The following is a 15,441-nucleotide window of genomic DNA, read 5'->3' on the forward strand; positions in this document are numbered from 1 at the left end:
GGAAAACATCAATTAAGGATAAAAATACCCTGGAGGGGTTCCCGAGTGGCCAAAGGGATCAGACTGTAAATCTGCTGGCACTGCCTTCGATGGTTCGAATCCGTCCCCCTCCACCATATTTAACGCTTGATTGCTGTGTTGGGAAAACATCAATTAAGGATAAAAATACCCTGGAGGGGTTCCCGAGTGGCCAAAGGGATCAGACTGTAAATCTGCTGGCACTGCCTTCGATGGTTCGAATCCGTCCCCCTCCACCATATTCAACGCTTGATTGCTGTGTTGGGAAAACATCAATTAAGGATAAAAATACTCTGGAGGGGTTCCCGAGTGGCCAAAGGGATCAGACTGTAAATCTGCTGGCACTGCCTTCGATGGTTCGAATCCGTCCCCCTCCACCATATCAAGTCATAAAAGCCGACTCATTGAGTCGGCTTTTTTGCATCTTTTCCCCTCAAGCCTCCCTTAAAACAAAGCACCCTTGAAACAAAAAAGCCCTGCAAGCAGGGCAAAAAGACAACACAAAACTGGGGGTGTGTGAAGCAGATTGTTCTAGTTTTCTAATAAGATAATCCGCGTTTCGTACGGACGCAGAACCTGATTTACCGACACTTCTTCTGCCAAATCCTCGTAGTTTCCTAACAAGTATTGCGCTTTCGTCACATCAAATGTGTCAGGCAGAATACAGTTTGCCTCAGCCGCATAAAAATTATTCAAACAAATTAAGGTTTGTTTTTCACTGTGACGCTGATAAGCAAAAATTTGTTCATGCTGTGGATACAGATCTTGATAGTTGCCTGAGGTGATAACCTCTATATCTTTGCGCAAGGCAATCAGTTTTTGGTAGAAGTAAAATACCGAACTCGAGTCATCAACGGCTTTAGCCGCATTAATATCTCGATAGTTCCCAGCAACCTCCAGCCATGGTCGGCCTTGAGAAAAACCAGCATACTTTTCATCATTCCACTGCATAGGAGTACGAGAATTATCTCGTGATTTCTGCGCCAATATCGCCATCATGTTCTCAGCGCACACCCCATTATGATTAACCATAATGTCATACATATTGATGCTTTCTACATCACGATACTGACTGATAGAGCTATAGCTTGGGTTGGTCATACCAATCTCTTCACCTTGATAAATATAAGGCGTACCCTGCATCATATGAATAGCGGCCCCAAGCATCTTTGCTGATTCAACCCGATACGCTTTATCGTCACCAAAGCGGCTAACCACGCGAGGCTGATCATGGTTACACCAAAATAAAGCCCCCCAACCTTTGCCATTAAGACCCGTTTGCCAGTGGTTGAAAATCTCTTTGAGCTGAATAAAATCAAATGGGGCGTTAGTCCACTTTTCTCCGTTCGGGTAGTCCACTTTTAAATGGTGAAAGTTAAACACCATTGAAAGCTCTTTGCTATCTAGTGAAGAGTATTGCTGGCAATGCGCTAATGATGTCGAGGACATTTCCCCTACCGTGACGCTGCCATATTTGCGAAATACCGCGGCACTGATCTCCTGCAAATATTCATGTACTCGCGGGCCATCAGTATAAAAGCGACGCCCATCACCCAGATCATCATTAGGAAAGTCTTGTTGCTTAGATATAAGATTGATGACATCAAGGCGAAATCCATCAACCCCTTTTTCCGCCCAAAAGCTAATCACGTCTTTTACCGCTTGGCGTACTTGTGGATTTTCCCAGTTGAGGTCAGCCTGCTCCTTGGCAAATAAATGCAAATAGTACTGACCTGTCTTGGCATCCAGCTCCCAAGCACTGCCGCCAAATTTAGACTGCCAGTTATTGGGGACTTCGTCATCAACAGGATCTTTCCAAATATAATAATCTCGGTAAGGACTGTTTTTATCCCCCAAAGCAGACTGGAACCAAGCATGCTCGGTCGAGGTGTGATTAACAACAATATCCATAATAATGCGAATACCGCGCTGGCGAGCCTCTGCAACCAATTGTTCAAAATCTTGCATAGTGCCAAAGTCAGGATTAATGGCGTAATAATCTGAAATATCATAGCCATTATCAATCATAGGTGACTGGTATACTGGCGTAAGCCAAATCGCATCAATACCAAGCAACTTAAGATAATCAAGTTTTGAAATAATGCCTTGGATATCACCTGTACCCTTGTCACTGCTATCACAAAAACTCTTAGGATAAATCTGATAAATTGATGCGGTTTTCCACCAATTCTGATCCTGTGTACTCAATGTCATCGTCTCATTCACTTACCAAAAATAAAAATCATAAAAAAGCCGAGCCATAACCCAAACGTTATGCCTCGGCCCAAACCTTTTAAGCGCCCACGGTTTCTAATTCACCCTTAATTTGAGCGCGTTTATAAAAGAACAAAGTCAATGCGGTCGGAACAACAATCGCCACCAAAATAGCGATAGCATAGATACCCCAAAACTGAGGCTGAATAGAAAGAATACCGGGTAAGCCACCAACACCAATACCGTTTGCCATCACACCTGCACTACCACAAATCGCAGCGGCAATTGCACTGCCTATCATGGCACTTAACATCGGGAATTTGTATTTAAGGTTGATGCCATACATAGCAGGCTCAGTGACACCAAGATAAGCAGAGATAGCCGCAGGAACAGAAATATCTCTTTCGCCATGCTTCTTGCTGATAATGATGATGCCAACAACCGCAGAGGCCTGAGCAATATTAGACAAAGCGATCAAAGGCCAGATAGGAGTACCACCTAGGTCCTGCATCAACTGTAGATCGACTGCGTTTGTAGTATGGTGAATCCCTGTAATGACCAGTGGAGCATACAAAAAGCCGAAGAGAGTAGAGCCGATCATCGCAAAGTCCCCTGTCATCGCGGCTTTGGCAGCAAAAGCGACCCCATCACCCAATGCTCGTCCAAATGGACCAATCAAAGAATGCGCAAGAACGACAGAGACAATAATTGAAACAAAAGGCACCACCACCAAATACAGATAAGAAGGTACGATACGCTTTAAATTGGTCTCAATAAAAGCAAGCGCGACCCCCGCTAACATCGCTGGGATAACCTGAGCCTGGTAACCCACTTTCTCAATCGTAAACCAGCCAAAATCCCATACTTCTGGCATTTGTTGCCCAATTAAATAGGCATTCATCAGTTGTGGCGACACAAGAGTCACACCAAGGGTAATACCCAGAATCGGTGTTCCCCCCAGTTTTTTAACGGTTGACCAACACACACCAACAGGTAGGAAGAAGAAAATAGCTTCACCAATTAACCACAAAAAGCTGTGAACCGTTGCCCAGAACTGACTGATTTGAGTCAAGGATTGGCCATCAAACATCTTGATGTCGCCAATCACATTACGAAAACCTAGTATCAAACCACCAGTGATGATTGCTGGCAAAAGAGGAACAAAGATTTCAGCAAGATGCGAGATACCGCGCTCTAATATATTCATATTCTGGCGAGCGGCCTGTTTCGCTTCGTCTTTGGACGCCTCTGATTGTCCAGAAAGCTCGATTAAAATCTTATACACGTCATCAACATTAGTCCCAACAACCACTTGAAATTGGCCAGCATTCGTAAAACACCCTTTTACCAAAGACAATGCTTCTAAAGCTTTGGTATCGGCTTTGTCGGTATCATTTAATACAAATCGAAGACGTGTTAAACAGTGGCTTACACTAGCGATGTTATCGCGTCCACCCACATTTTCTATTAGCTGCTCGACCTCTTGTCTCGAAATCTTGCTCATAGTCTTATCCACCCTGAATTGGATTCTCATTTTACGCGGAGCACCCGACCCCGAGTCATGAATTATAGTAAAGTGGGAACATTCCCAACTCGCACTTATAATGTCAAATCTATCGACAAATTAAAATGGGAACGGTCCCATAAATTGAATAAGATCACAGTATAAAATCTAGACCAGAGACTAATAGACCCGCTAAGTTAGAACTGGTGACTGAGTAAGGTGAACAGAATCAGCTTCACCATTTATCATGGAAATTAGTAGGTTAGCAGCTTTTTCTCCGGCTTTTGCATAACCCGGATCAATACTAAATACATTGGGAAAAAGAAACGACAGTAACTCACTGCCTCCGACACCTGTCACCATGATATCTTCACGGCCAAGCTCTTGAAGGCGTTTAATCACACCAAGCGCCAAAGTATCACTTGCGCAACTGATCGCTTGAGTCTCTTTGGCAAGCACCTGATCAACCAAATTATAAGCGCTTTCTAGATTAAGCTGACCGGTCCTGTAGTTGGCTTTGTGCCCATATTGATGACACCAAGCAAGGTAAGCTTGTAAACGCAGATGCCCTGTGGTCTGATCGGAAGGATCAACACCGATAAAAGCAATCTCTTGCATCCCTTGACGGTAAAGATGGTCCAAGGCTAAACGTATTACACCATCATTGTCATAATTAATAGACGAAGTGGCCTTGGTATCCATGGCAATCACTACGGATCTACCTTGCCACTTGGCTAAGCGTTCAACATCAAAGTGACTGAAACCAAACACAATGACACCATCAACATTACGCTTGCCAAGCACCTCAAGATGCTCATTGGCTAACTGGCGGTTTAGCTGACTCTCCATAATCACCGCATCATAGCCACTACGATAGAGAACCTGAAGCATACTGCCGACAGCTCGATTTTCCGATGGGGAATCCAAACGAGAGATAATAACGCCAACCACTTTCTGGCTTCCACCACGCATCGCCTGCGCTGATTTAGAAGGGACATAACCAGACTGCTTTATCACTCGCTCTACTTTTTCCCGCGTTGCCGCTTTTACTTTAGGGTCGTTAGTCAATACACGAGAGACGGTAGATTTACCTACACCAGAGAGCTTAGCGATATCAACAATGGTCAGTTTTTTACTCATAATTCCTTTCGAATGATTCTTTTCAGAAAATCATATAGTTAAGACGACTATATTTTACAACCCTTGTAGACTTCAGAGCCAATTTCTAAGCGCGCGTGTTCTCCTTTGGTGTGTAAAACAATAGGATTAACGCTCGATTTTGCCTTATCGCTAAGGATGTACTTTACACCCGATCCCGCAGGGACCTGCATCATAGGGTACTCTTGATTCATCACCCTCAAGGTTGCTGATTGATCCCCCTGTGCATAGGAAACCTCAAACTCTTTGTCTGCTTGGCAATGATAAGTCACATAGGAAGCACTACAGCCTTGTAGTATCGCAGCCACCAAAAGGCCACTAAGCATTTTTACAGTCATTATTTTTTCCAATAAAAAGACCAAAGGATAGAGCCGAATACTGGCTACTTTTTGCTATCTACATACTCGGGAACATCGCTAAGGCTATCCAGCACAACAGAGGCCAACGCTTGTCCGGCTTCAGTGACGGGCTTTCCAGTGCGAACTAATATGCATGTCCCAACACCGGCGGCTTGAGCTGCAATCATATCTTCAGCTTTATCACCCACCATGACTGAGTTAGCCATATCAATCTTGAGGTAATCTTTTGCAGAAAGAAACATACCCGGCTTTGGCTTTCGGCAATCACAGTCTTGTTGGTACTTGCCTTGGCCATGCTCGGCATGATGGGGGCAATAATAAAAACCATCGAACTCGACGCCATTGTCAACGAAGTTCCAATCCATCCATTGAGTTAGAGACAAAAAACGCTCCTCACTAAACTTTCCGCGAGCGATACCCGATTGGTTAGTCACCAGCACCAACAAATAGCCCATTTCCTTGAGCTTTTTCGTTGCTTCAAACACACCTTCAATAAACTCAAAATCGTGTTCGTCGTGTACATAACCGTGATCGACATTAATCACTCCATCACGATCCAAAAAGACAGCTGGTTTTGCCAAAACTTATTTCTCTATTTGCTATTATTTACTGGCCTTTTTCCGCCATATTTTGCTTATAAAGGCCGACACATGCTTGAATTATTACATGCTTTATTTCATTCAGCACTATCTAATTCCCCAATCATTTAAAGTAAAAAAGGCGTTTGGACGTCTAGACGTAAAAATATCTATTGACACATTTAGTATGAAGCCATAGCATCTGTGGTCTATGCGACGGCATGCCAAACTATCTATTATTGATTGAGGCTTACTGCCTTTCGAGCATAAGTGGTGTTCAAACGTCAGTTGACCTTAACCTAATCGCGGATTTCTCGATGATTGAAATTAATCAAGTAAACAAAGTATTTCTACAAGGAAGCAAAGAAATACATGCCCTTAAGGATATTAATCTTACTATATCTCAGGGAACCATATTTGGTGTAATTGGCTCATCAGGAGCAGGGAAAAGTACTCTGATTCGTTGTGTTAATATGCTCGAAGCGCCAAGTTCAGGTTCTATTGTCGTTGATGGCGTCGATTTAACCCAGCTATCTAAAGCACAGCTCAGCGAAGCGCGCCGTAATATAGGTATGATTTTTCAGCATTTTAATCTGCTTTCATCACGAACCGTCTTTGACAATGTGGCTTTACCACTTGAACTTGCAGGCAAAGAAAAAGCGCACATTAAGGATAAAGTGACTGAACTGCTAAAATTGGTTGGTCTAGCTGATAAGCATGAAAGCTATCCCGCCAATTTGAGTGGCGGTCAAAAACAACGCGTTGCCATCGCTCGGGCATTGGCAAGCGATCCAAAAGTGTTGCTGTGCGATGAGGCCACCAGTGCTCTCGATCCTGCCACCACTCAATCGATTCTAGAGCTACTCAAAGAAATCAATCGTAAGCTTAAGATTACTATCTTACTTATCACGCATGAAATGGACGTAGTGAAAAGTATTTGCCATGAGGTCGCGATCATTGGTGGTGGAGAGCTGGTTGAAAGCGGTTCTGTGGGTGATATTTTCGCTCATCCAAAGACAGAACTTGCTCATGAATTTATTCGCTCTACACTGGATTTATCGATTCCTGATGATTACCAAGTGCGCCTTCAGACGACAAGAGTGGAGGGAAGCTACCCTCTTGTGCGCCTTGAATTTACTGGCGCTACCGTTGATGCACCACTTATGAGTCAAATTGCGCGCAAGTTTAATATTGATGTCAGTATACTCAGCTCCGATCTTGATTATGCTGGCGGCGTCAAGTTCGGCATGATGGTCGCTGAACTGTTTGGTAATGAACACGATGACAAAGCGGCAATCGAATTTCTTCGTGCACACAATGTAAAAGTAGAGGTGCTAGGTTATGTCCTTTGAGACTCTTTCACAGTGGCTAACTTTAAATGGTCAGCTTCTCATTAATGCAACGAGTGAAACTCTGTACATGGTTGCCGTTGCGGGTATCGTTGGGTTCGCTGTTGGTATTCCTTTGGGGGTCATTTTGCACACCAGCAAAAAAGGTGGATTACTAGAGAATACCAAACTCAACCGTCTGCTGGGTGCCATTGTTAATGTGGGGCGATCGGTTCCCTTTCTTGTACTTATGGTCGCGATCATTCCTGTCACGAAAATTCTTGTTGGCACATTTATCGGCACAACAGCCGCAATTGTTCCACTCACCATTGGGGCGATTCCATTTGTGGCACGCCTGATTGAAAGTGCCTTGTTAGAAGTGCCTACCGGATTGGTTGAGGCAGCCCAATCAATGGGAGCAACGCCACTACAAATTATTTGCAAAGTTCTTTTACCTGAAGCTCTACCCACTATCGTTAACTCGGTCACTATTACATTGGTTACCTTGGTAAGCTACTCGGCGATGGCAGGCACGGTCGGTGGTGGTGGACTTGGTGATGTTGCGATTCGCTACGGTTTTCATCGCTACGATGTGGTGATTATGGCGGTAACGGTCGTGATGCTCATTGTTTTAGTACAGATTATTCAATCGATCGGTGATGCACTCGTGCGCCGCGTCGATCACAGATAAACCTATTCGAATTGAAGTTAAGGAGAAAGATGATGAAATTAGGAATTAAAGGCCTGCTTACTACGGCTGTTGCTGCTTCTGCTCTTGTGTTAGCAGGATGCGGCGACAAACAAGCTGACGTCAACAAAGTGAAAGTCGGTGTCATGGCTGGTGCTGAGGCTCAAGTAGCAGAAGTGGCAGCCAAGGTAGCAAAACAAACTTACGGACTGGACGTTGAGTTGGTGACCTTTACCGATTATGTCACACCCAATGCAGCACTGGATGATGGCTCAATTGATATCAACGCATTCCAGCACAAACCTTATCTGGATCAGCAAATCAAAGATCGTGGCTACAAATTAACGATTGCTGGCAATACCTTTGTGTACCCAATCGCTGGCTACTCGAAGAAAGTAAAGTCCGTCGATGAAATTATTGATGGTGATAGAATTGCCGTACCTAATGATCCAACTAACCTTGGTCGTTCACTACTGCTACTTGAGCAGCAAGGCATTATCAAGCTGCGTGAAAATGTTGGCCTTTTAGCCACCGTTCGTGACATCACTGACAACCCTAAAAATGTCACAATAGTTGAACTGGACGCCGCTCAGCTTCCGCGCTCTTTAGATGACGTTGCCCTGTCTGTGATCAACACAACGTACGCAAGTTCAGTCAATCTTACTCCGGAAAAAGACGGTATCTTTGTTGAAGGTAAAGAGTCGCCATACGTTAACCTGATCGTGGCACGTGAAGATAACGTCAACGCTGAGAATGTACAAAACTTTATAAAGTCGTACCAAACAGAAGAAGTCTACAATGCTGCCTACAAAATTTTCCAAGGCGGCGTAGTAAAAGGTTGGTAACCCAGCTAACTAGGTTAGTTAAGCATAGTAAAAGGGAGCAAACGCTCCCTTGTTAATTTTGTTCATCACTCTTATTTAGTACCAAAAATCTTATCGCCTGCATCACCAAGACCAGGTACGATATAACCTTTGTCATTGAGCTTTTCATCGATGGCGGCAGTATAGAGTTCAACATCTGGATGCACTTTTTCGAGCGCTTCAATCCCTTCCGGAGCGGCAACCAGTACCAAGACTTTAATCTGGCTACAACCTTTCTCTTTTAGCAAATCAATGGTTGCTATCATTGATCCGCCCGTTGCCAACATAGGGTCAACCACCAAAGCAATTCGTTCATCAATGTTTGAAGCAAGTTTGTTAAAGTAAGGCACAGGCTCAAGGGTTTCTTCATCACGGTAGATACCGACAACGCTGATGCGCGCACTGGGTACATGTTCAAGCACGCCGTCCATCATCCCCAAACCCGCCCGCAAAATAGGCACCACAGTAACTTTTTTACCTTTAATTTGATCAACTTCAACAGGACCATTCCAACCTTCAATGGTTACTTTCTCTGTTTCAAAGTCAGAGGTTGCCTCATAAGTCAGCAGACTGCCTACTTCCGTTGCTAGCTCACGAAAGCGCTTGGTACTGATATCACCTTCTCTCATTAGACCAATTTTATGTTTAACCAGAGGGTGTTTTACTTCAACAACTTTCATTTCCATCTCCGAGTACTTAGGTAACATTTAAACAAACCTGCGGATTATAAATGATTTTGGCGAGTAATTCTTGAGTTAGAACAAAAGAAAAACCCACGCAAACGTTTGCCATATGGTATTGTCCGCTGTTAGAATAGCGCCGATTTCATATCCAATATTTAACTGAGGACTTGCTTGTGAGTGCTGATAACACTTCTCTTAGCTATAAAGATGCTGGCGTAGATATCGACGCGGGTAACGCTCTAGTCGACCGTATTAAAGGCGCCGTTAAACGTACTCGTCGCCCTGAAGTCATGGGTGGCATTGGCGGTTTTGGTGCACTTTGCGAATTGCCGACGAAATACAAGCAACCGGTACTGGTTTCCGGCACAGACGGTGTAGGAACCAAATTGCGTCTTGCTTTGGATATGAACAAACATGACACTATTGGTATCGATCTTGTGGCTATGTGCGTCAATGATCTGATTGTTCAAGGTGCCGAGCCTTTATTTTTCCTCGATTATTACGCAACAGGAAAATTGGATGTCGATACCGCCGCTGATGTCGTCTCAGGTATTGCGGAAGGCTGTGTTCAAGCTGGCTGTGCGCTAATTGGTGGTGAAACTGCTGAAATGCCTGGCATGTATGAAGGCGAAGATTATGATGTGGCTGGCTTTTGTGTCGGTGTGGTTGAAAAAGCCGACATCATAGATGGCACGAAAGTCTCCGCTGGCGATGCGCTTATCGCGGTTGGTTCAAGTGGCCCACACTCAAACGGTTACTCTCTAATACGCAAAATCATTGAAGTGTCTGGCGCCGATACCCATCAAGAGCTTGAAGGGAAAACTATCGGTGAACATCTTTTGCAACCAACGAAGATTTATATCAAGTCTGCGCTTAAAATGATCGAAAAGCATGATATCCATGCAATTTCTCATATTACTGGTGGCGGTTTTTGGGAAAACATTCCTCGCGTTCTGCCAGAAGGCACCAAAGCGGTCATTGATGGCAGTAGTTGGCAATGGCCAAGCATCTTCAGCTGGCTACAAGAAAAAGGTAATGTCACCACACATGAAATGTATCGCACCTTTAACTGCGGTGTTGGTCTCATTGTCGCTTTACCGAAAGAGCAAGCTCAAGCCGCGGTTGAACTTCTTCAAGCCGAAGGTGAAAAAGCATGGGTCATTGGTGAAATTGCCAATGCACAAGCAAATGAAGCACAAGTAGAGATCAAATAAGCGATGAAAAGTATTGTTGTTTTAGCGTCAGGAAATGGCTCAAACTTACAGGCAATTATCGATGCGTGTGAAGACAAAATCAAAACTGGCCGAGTAAGTGCTGTTTTTTCAAATAAAGCAACAGCTTATGGCTTAGAGCGCGCCAAGAAGGCTGGCGCAGCCGCCCACTCGTTAGATCCTAATGCGTTCGACACTCGTGACGCTTTTGACCGCGAGCTAATGAAGCAGATCGATGAATACAAACCAGACGTCATTGTTCTTGCTGGTTATATGCGTATCCTGAGCGGTGAGTTTGTGCGGCATTATATGGGGCGAATGATCAATATTCACCCCTCACTACTGCCTAAATACCCGGGCCTTAACACCTATCAACGCGCGATTCATGCAGGTGATGAAGAGCATGGTACCAGTGTGCATTTTGTCACTGAGCAGCTCGATGGCGGGCCTGTGATCCTTCAGGCTAAGGTGCCCATTTTTGAAGATGACACGGTTGAGACTCTTACCCAGCGCGTCCAAGTTCAAGAGCACAATATTTATCCTTTAGTGGTTCAGTGGTTAGTTGAAGAGCGCCTAACGATGAAAGACGGTAAAGAGGCCTATCTCGATGGCAAACGTCTTGGCATTCATGGCTACGCGCAAGACTAGTTCTCACTAAAACAAAAAAACGGGCTTCGGCCCGTTTTTTTGTTACTTACCTCCTTTGGCAAGTGACAGTATTAATCTTGTATTCATCTACATTAGGCTAATCTGGCTAAAACCAAGGAGGCATGAATGGATTTAAAAAGTTTACTTAATCAAGCATTAAACTCCGATCTCGCTCGTCAGGGCCAGCAGAAAGTTCAGCAGGCCTCAAACTCAGGCTCGCTGAAAACACTCGGTGCAGGCGCTTTAGGCGGTGGGCTTATCGGCCTGTTAATGGGGTCAAAAAAAAGCAAAAAACTGGGTAAAAAAGTCGGCAAAAACGCGCTAAAAATTGGCGGCGCTGCCGCGCTTGGCGCTCTTGCTTACTCGGCATACAATAATTGGCAGTCTAAACAGTCGGATGTTGGAAACAGTGAACGCTTTGACAGTGAGGACGCGATACACCAGCAACTGATATTAAAAGCCATGATTGCTGCCGCTAAAGCCGATGGTCATGTCGACGGTGATGAGATGCAGCGCATTGAGTCAACACTTAAAGAAGCAGGGGCTGACAGCCAATTGCAATCTGTGTTACACACCGAGCTCAATAAGCCACTCGACCCAAGCGAGATTGCAAAACTGGCTCGTTCGCCGCAGCAAGCCAGTGAAATTTATCTTGCCTCATTGATGGTCATCGATGAACAAAATTTTATGGAAAAGGCTTACCTTCAAGAGCTCGCCAAACAGCTAAGGCTCGCGCCAGAGCTAACCGCTCAGCTGGAATTGCAGCTGCAAAGTGAACACTGATTTTGCATAGCCATAACCAACAATGGGACCACTTGGTCCCATTGTTGGTTAGCTAAGTCTTATTTACTCAGCCATACAAAAGCAGCCCGGTCCTGTGGCAGGACAACGCAATACTTCTCCCTCTGGGCAAGGATATGCAGACTCTGATGCACTCACCATGGCTGACCAACAAAGCGTTAAAATCAATAGTACTTTTTTCATTTTATTCTCCTTATTATGAAATGAGCACTATATGTTGTTTATGCATAAACTCACTCCTTTTTACTGATATAAGACCGATTTTGAGACAAGCTGCCCAAATGAGTACAACTTCAGCCTATCTGGTCACTCTTTGCGCTCGATCAAAGGCTATCTTTGAGTTTGCCAGCGACTGTCGGTATATTGGGTGAAATATTAAGTCGAAAAATAGGTAAAAGTGATGAAGGTGTATGACTGTTGTGAGCTCGTGAGAGAACTTTATGCCCAAATTGGCAGTGGCGATCAAGCGTATGTCCCCAAAGCGATTGGCTGCACCCTACGCGCATTGAATGATATTGCCGCTCAAACCGACCTGCCCAAAGAGGTGCGAGAAAAAGCTGCCTTTGCCGCCGCTAACCTACTCATCTCAGACTTTGACGATACGCCATAAATAAAATGGTTGATGATTCATTAATACTTAATCAGACCTCAATCTGGAGCCACGTTTGAACCATTTACCAAAGCAGTATGCCATTACCGGCAATGAAGAAGATTTAGACATCATTATTCAAATGCTAGAGAAAAACCGCACCATTGAGATGAGTCAAATCCGCGCCAAAACCCATTCTCTAACCAGCCTCAAGCGTGTGATTGGCCCAAAACTCACAGGCATAGTGCTAATTAACTCGTCATCCTATGATGGCAGTCATCTTGGGCCATTTCATGGGGTGCATTTGACTTCCAAAGATGCCCAAGATTGTGCGCTCATCAGAGACATCAGAAAAGCGGGCGCGCGTTATATCGCCGCCTCATGCCACAATAAAAAGGAACTGGAGACGGCCAATCGCGCGCAATGTGACTTTGTGACCGTATCGCCCGTTCATATCGCCAGTTGCCACCCAGAGGCAGCCACCATTGGTTGGCAGGGTTTGTCAAAGCTTGCCAAGCTTGCCACCATGCCGGTCTTTGCTCTAGGCGGAGTAGGCGCGAACGATCTCACCACGGCACAGCGGTATGGCGCTTATGGGGTATCAGGGGTGAGTGATTTTTGGCAATAATCTCATTGTCTAAATCCCCCTCACTGAAATGGACGCTTACCTTTCTATTTGGCAAGTTGCGCCAATATTCTCGCGCACGCTTTACCATCACCATAAGGATTATGGGCAAGGCTCATCGCTTGGTATGCCTCTTTATCGCTCAGTAATGTATCAAGCTGCTCAACGATGGTGTCCACCTTAGTGCCAACCAATTTCACCGTGCCTGCTTGAACCGCTTCTGGGCGCTCTGTGGTCTCTCTCATCACCAATACGGGTTTGCCCAACGCTGGGGCTTCTTCTTGAATACCGCCTGAATCGGTCAAAATAATATCGGCTTTATCCATTAAATAAACAAAGGGTAAATAGTCTTGAGGTTCAATCAATAAGATATTTTCAATACCGCCCAGCAAGCGATGCACTGGCTCTTGCACATTCGGGTTTAAATGCACGGGGTAAACAATTTGTGTTTTGGGGTGAGCCTTCGCCACTGCTGCTAACGCTTGGCAGATGTTTTCAAAGCCCGAGCCAAAACTTTCTCTTCTGTGTCCTGTGACCAAAATCAGCCTGTGGTCTGGATTAATAAAATGGAACTGGCGTTTAAGATTGGCGCTAAGCTTGGCATCGGAGGCGATTTTATCTTTGATAAGATACAAAGCATCAATCACCGTATTACCCGTGACACAAATTCGCTTTTGTGGCACATTTTCCGCCACCAAGTTGGCTTTTGAGGTCTCGGTTGGCGCAAAGTGATAATGCGCAAACACACCAGTTAAGCGCCGATTGCCTTCTTCTGGCCACGGCGAATAGAGATCGCCCGTTCTCAGCCCAGCTTCGACATGACCAATGGCAATTTTTTCATAAAAAGCGGCCAAGCTAGCAGCAAACGTGGTAGCGGTGTCGCCATGGACTAACACCACATCCGGTTTAAAAGCTTTTAATATCGGCTTTAATTCAACCACAATACGCGCCGTTACCTGATTGAGGGTTTGCCCTTGTTGCATCACATTCAAATCGTAATCGGGCGTGATTGAGAACACCTCAAGCACTTGATCAAGCATTTCTCTATGCTGCGCGGTTACGCAGCATTTTGCTTCAAAACGCTCATCTTTAGCCAGCGCATCGACCAAAGGCGCCATTTTGATCGCCTCTGGCCGAGTGCCAAAGACGGTAAGTATTTTTTTCTTCGCCATCGCCTATTCACCATAACTCTAAAATATTGCTGAGTTTTCCCTCACAACCGCTAAGTTTTGAGAAGAAAATTGATGACTTAGGCTATAACAAGTCGACTAAGCGCAGCTTGGACGTTTTAACTCACTTATGATGTTTTAATAGGCGGTTGGTCATAGGCGTGTGGAGGGCTAAGGCCAGACCAGATTTAATTCTATTGATTATTCCTCTTCTAAGTTAAATTTTTCCCATGGTATTCATTATTATTAACCATGATTTTATAATAATTTATTAGTAGCAAAAATATAAGAACTGACCCCGTTTATGTTGCTCATTTATGGGATTAGTTGGGGAATTTTAGTTCCAGGTTTTTATTGAAGCGGAGTCCATAGAGTCCTTTACAAAGCATAACTCAGGCAACTAAAATACGCTCAAACATATTAATCGTTAGGATAACAGATGAGATTTACTATTAATTTGGCACTGATTGCGGCGACTGCATTTATCTCAAATGCGTTTGCTTGGGATGGAACGGTAAATGGCAAGGTAACCAAAGTAGAAATCGCTCCTGCGTCTGAGTTAAAATACAGAATCTTCTTAGATGGAGGTGTCAAAATTTGCGATACGTCTTCAGATAAAGCAAGCTTCGCATACATCAATCCAACTGACTCAATTTATCAAGCGGTTGTCAGTCTCTCAATGATTGCTAGAACCAGTAATAACAAAGCCACGATATACACAACTAGAGATGCAAATGGTTATTGTAAAATTGGCAATATACAGTATTAATGGACTTCCAGTTTTTAGATAAAAAGCCAGTCAGTTAAGCTGACTGGCTTTTTCCTTATTAGGGTATTTTTTGCTCTTGGGTTTCACACATCTTGGGTATATTCTAGTTTTCTAGGACAAAAGGGGTCAGGTCTAATAACATGAAATGAACGTTTGCCGATATCGATACTTAGTGTAGTGGTCAACAAATTCCGGACACAGATTTAAGCCGATTCTCGGCATCCACTGGCGATAGC

17 protein-coding genes and 3 tRNA genes are annotated in these 15,441 nt (G+C 44.4%); 12 read left to right on the forward strand and 8 right to left on the reverse strand.

The window, feature by feature from the left end:
* Positions 1–31 precede the first annotated feature (31 nt).
* From QQK21_RS03025 to QQK21_RS03035, 3 genes are all read left to right on the forward strand, one after another.
* Positions 32–116: transfer RNA gene (locus QQK21_RS03025), tRNA-Tyr, on the forward strand.
* Positions 117–172: 56 nt separating this feature from the next.
* Positions 173–257 (forward strand) — tRNA-Tyr (locus tag QQK21_RS03030).
* A 56-nt stretch (positions 258–313) separates the two neighbouring features.
* Positions 314–398 (forward strand) — tRNA-Tyr (locus QQK21_RS03035).
* Positions 399–549: 151 nt separating this feature from the next.
* Here the strand turns inward: QQK21_RS03035 and treC are convergent.
* The 5 genes from treC to gmhB form a co-directional block, all read right to left on the reverse strand.
* Positions 550–2,232: an alpha,alpha-phosphotrehalase gene (treC, locus tag QQK21_RS03040; RefSeq protein ID WP_284190717.1), complete on the reverse strand. Its 1,683-nt coding sequence runs from the start codon at positions 2,230–2,232 to the stop codon at positions 550–552.
* A gap of 79 nt (positions 2,233–2,311) precedes the next feature.
* Positions 2,312–3,736 carry a PTS trehalose transporter subunit IIBC gene (treB, locus tag QQK21_RS03045; protein WP_284190718.1) on the reverse strand — a complete coding sequence of 475 codons (1,425 nt, stop codon included), beginning with the start codon at positions 3,734–3,736 and terminating at the stop codon, positions 2,312–2,314.
* A 192-nt stretch (positions 3,737–3,928) separates the two neighbouring features.
* Positions 3,929–4,876, reverse strand: a complete 948-nt coding sequence (treR, locus tag QQK21_RS03050; protein WP_284190719.1) for a trehalose operon repressor TreR — start codon at positions 4,874–4,876, stop codon at positions 3,929–3,931.
* Positions 4,877–4,923: 47 nt separating this feature from the next.
* Positions 4,924–5,232: an MliC family protein gene (locus tag QQK21_RS03055; protein ID WP_284190720.1), complete on the reverse strand. Its 309-nt coding sequence runs from the start codon at positions 5,230–5,232 to the stop codon at positions 4,924–4,926.
* A 44-nt stretch (positions 5,233–5,276) separates the two neighbouring features.
* Complete coding sequence (gene gmhB, locus QQK21_RS03060; protein ID WP_284190721.1) at positions 5,277–5,834, reverse strand: D-glycero-beta-D-manno-heptose 1,7-bisphosphate 7-phosphatase; 558 nt, start codon at positions 5,832–5,834, stop codon at positions 5,277–5,279.
* A gap of 314 nt (positions 5,835–6,148) precedes the next feature.
* Here gmhB and metN point away from each other — a divergent pair, with 314 nt between their 5' ends.
* From metN to QQK21_RS03075, 3 genes are read left to right on the forward strand one after another with little or no spacing between them, the layout of a single operon-like run.
* Positions 6,149–7,183: a methionine ABC transporter ATP-binding protein MetN gene (metN, locus tag QQK21_RS03065; protein WP_284190736.1), complete on the forward strand. Its 1,035-nt coding sequence runs from the start codon at positions 6,149–6,151 to the stop codon at positions 7,181–7,183.
* Positions 7,173–7,850 (forward strand): methionine ABC transporter permease, encoded by a 678-nt coding sequence (locus QQK21_RS03070; protein WP_284190722.1) that lies wholly within the window; start codon positions 7,173–7,175, stop codon positions 7,848–7,850. The genes metN and QQK21_RS03070 overlap by 11 nt, the downstream gene beginning before the upstream one ends.
* 32 nt (positions 7,851–7,882) lie before the next feature.
* On the forward strand, positions 7,883–8,692 hold the full coding sequence (locus QQK21_RS03075; protein ID WP_284190737.1) for a MetQ/NlpA family lipoprotein: 810 nt from the start codon (positions 7,883–7,885) through the stop codon (positions 8,690–8,692).
* Positions 8,693–8,763: 71 nt separating this feature from the next.
* On the opposite strand, the gene upp is transcribed toward QQK21_RS03075, so the two are convergent.
* Positions 8,764–9,390: a uracil phosphoribosyltransferase gene (upp, locus tag QQK21_RS03080; RefSeq protein WP_284190723.1), complete on the reverse strand. Its 627-nt coding sequence runs from the start codon at positions 9,388–9,390 to the stop codon at positions 8,764–8,766.
* 176 nt (positions 9,391–9,566) lie between these two features.
* Between upp and purM the strand changes: the two genes are divergently transcribed.
* The 3 genes from purM to QQK21_RS03095 all read left to right on the forward strand — a co-directional run bounded on the left by purM (position 9,567) and on the right by QQK21_RS03095 (position 12,035).
* On the forward strand, positions 9,567–10,607 hold the full coding sequence (gene purM, locus QQK21_RS03085) for a phosphoribosylformylglycinamidine cyclo-ligase (RefSeq protein ID WP_284190724.1): 1,041 nt from the start codon (positions 9,567–9,569) through the stop codon (positions 10,605–10,607).
* 3 nt (positions 10,608–10,610) lie between these two features.
* Positions 10,611–11,252, forward strand: a complete 642-nt coding sequence (gene purN, locus QQK21_RS03090; RefSeq protein ID WP_284190725.1) for a phosphoribosylglycinamide formyltransferase — start codon at positions 10,611–10,613, stop codon at positions 11,250–11,252.
* A 126-nt stretch (positions 11,253–11,378) separates the two neighbouring features.
* Positions 11,379–12,035, forward strand: a complete 657-nt coding sequence (locus QQK21_RS03095) for a tellurite resistance TerB family protein (protein ID WP_284190726.1) — start codon at positions 11,379–11,381, stop codon at positions 12,033–12,035.
* 63 nt (positions 12,036–12,098) lie between these two features.
* On the opposite strand, the gene QQK21_RS03100 is transcribed toward QQK21_RS03095, so the two are convergent.
* On the reverse strand, positions 12,099–12,236 hold the full coding sequence (locus tag QQK21_RS03100) for a hypothetical protein (RefSeq protein WP_284190727.1): 138 nt from the start codon (positions 12,234–12,236) through the stop codon (positions 12,099–12,101).
* 217 nt (positions 12,237–12,453) lie between these two features.
* Here QQK21_RS03100 and QQK21_RS03105 point away from each other — a divergent pair, with 217 nt between their 5' ends.
* Together QQK21_RS03105 and QQK21_RS03110 are read left to right on the forward strand one after the other, a co-directional pair.
* The gene (locus QQK21_RS03105; protein ID WP_284190728.1) at positions 12,454–12,663 is read left to right on the forward strand and encodes a YaeP family protein; all 210 of its coding nucleotides are present in this window, start codon (positions 12,454–12,456) and stop codon (positions 12,661–12,663) included.
* 55 nt (positions 12,664–12,718) lie between these two features.
* Complete coding sequence (locus QQK21_RS03110) at positions 12,719–13,270, forward strand: thiamine phosphate synthase (RefSeq protein ID WP_284190729.1); 552 nt, start codon at positions 12,719–12,721, stop codon at positions 13,268–13,270.
* 44 nt (positions 13,271–13,314) lie between these two features.
* Here the strand turns inward: QQK21_RS03110 and wecB are convergent, their stop codons facing one another.
* Positions 13,315–14,439 (reverse strand): non-hydrolyzing UDP-N-acetylglucosamine 2-epimerase, encoded by a 1,125-nt coding sequence (wecB, locus tag QQK21_RS03115; protein WP_284190730.1) that lies wholly within the window; start codon positions 14,437–14,439, stop codon positions 13,315–13,317.
* A gap of 436 nt (positions 14,440–14,875) precedes the next feature.
* Between wecB and QQK21_RS03120 the strand changes: the two genes are divergently transcribed.
* Entirely contained in the window at positions 14,876–15,205 is a 330-nt protein-coding gene (locus tag QQK21_RS03120; protein WP_284190731.1) for a hypothetical protein, read from the forward strand.
* Positions 15,206–15,441: the final 236 nt, after the last annotated feature.

The organism is Vibrio zhanjiangensis, assembly GCF_030161235.1.
Classification (GTDB): Bacteria; Pseudomonadota; Gammaproteobacteria; order Enterobacterales; family Vibrionaceae; genus Vibrio; species Vibrio zhanjiangensis.

Bases quoted from the DNA above. Each gene is read 5' to 3' on its own strand.
- QQK21_RS03055 (WP_284190720.1), bottom strand. From the start codon at position 5,232: ATGACTGTAAAAATGCTTAGTGGCCTTTTGGTGGCTGCGATACTACAA.
- purN (WP_284190725.1), top strand. From the start codon at position 10,611: ATGAAAAGTATTGTTGTTTTAGCGTCAGGAAATGGCTCAAACTTACAG.
- wecB (WP_284190730.1), bottom strand. From the start codon at position 14,439: ATGGCGAAGAAAAAAATACTTACCGTCTTTGGCACTCGGCCAGAGGCG.
- QQK21_RS03095 (WP_284190726.1), top strand. From the start codon at position 11,379: ATGGATTTAAAAAGTTTACTTAATCAAGCATTAAACTCCGATCTCGCT.
- QQK21_RS03120 (WP_284190731.1), top strand. From the start codon at position 14,876: ATGAGATTTACTATTAATTTGGCACTGATTGCGGCGACTGCATTTATC.
- metN (WP_284190736.1), top strand. From the start codon at position 6,149: ATGATTGAAATTAATCAAGTAAACAAAGTATTTCTACAAGGAAGCAAA.
- upp (WP_284190723.1), bottom strand. From the start codon at position 9,390: ATGAAAGTTGTTGAAGTAAAACACCCTCTGGTTAAACATAAAATTGGT.
- QQK21_RS03070 (WP_284190722.1), top strand. From the start codon at position 7,173: ATGTCCTTTGAGACTCTTTCACAGTGGCTAACTTTAAATGGTCAGCTT.
- QQK21_RS03105 (WP_284190728.1), top strand. From the start codon at position 12,454: ATGAAGGTGTATGACTGTTGTGAGCTCGTGAGAGAACTTTATGCCCAA.
- treB (WP_284190718.1), bottom strand. From the start codon at position 3,736: ATGAGCAAGATTTCGAGACAAGAGGTCGAGCAGCTAATAGAAAATGTG.
- treR (WP_284190719.1), bottom strand. From the start codon at position 4,876: ATGAGTAAAAAACTGACCATTGTTGATATCGCTAAGCTCTCTGGTGTA.
- QQK21_RS03100 (WP_284190727.1), bottom strand. From the start codon at position 12,236: ATGAAAAAAGTACTATTGATTTTAACGCTTTGTTGGTCAGCCATGGTG.
- QQK21_RS03075 (WP_284190737.1), top strand. From the start codon at position 7,883: ATGAAATTAGGAATTAAAGGCCTGCTTACTACGGCTGTTGCTGCTTCT.
- treC (WP_284190717.1), bottom strand. From the start codon at position 2,232: ATGACATTGAGTACACAGGATCAGAATTGGTGGAAAACCGCATCAATT.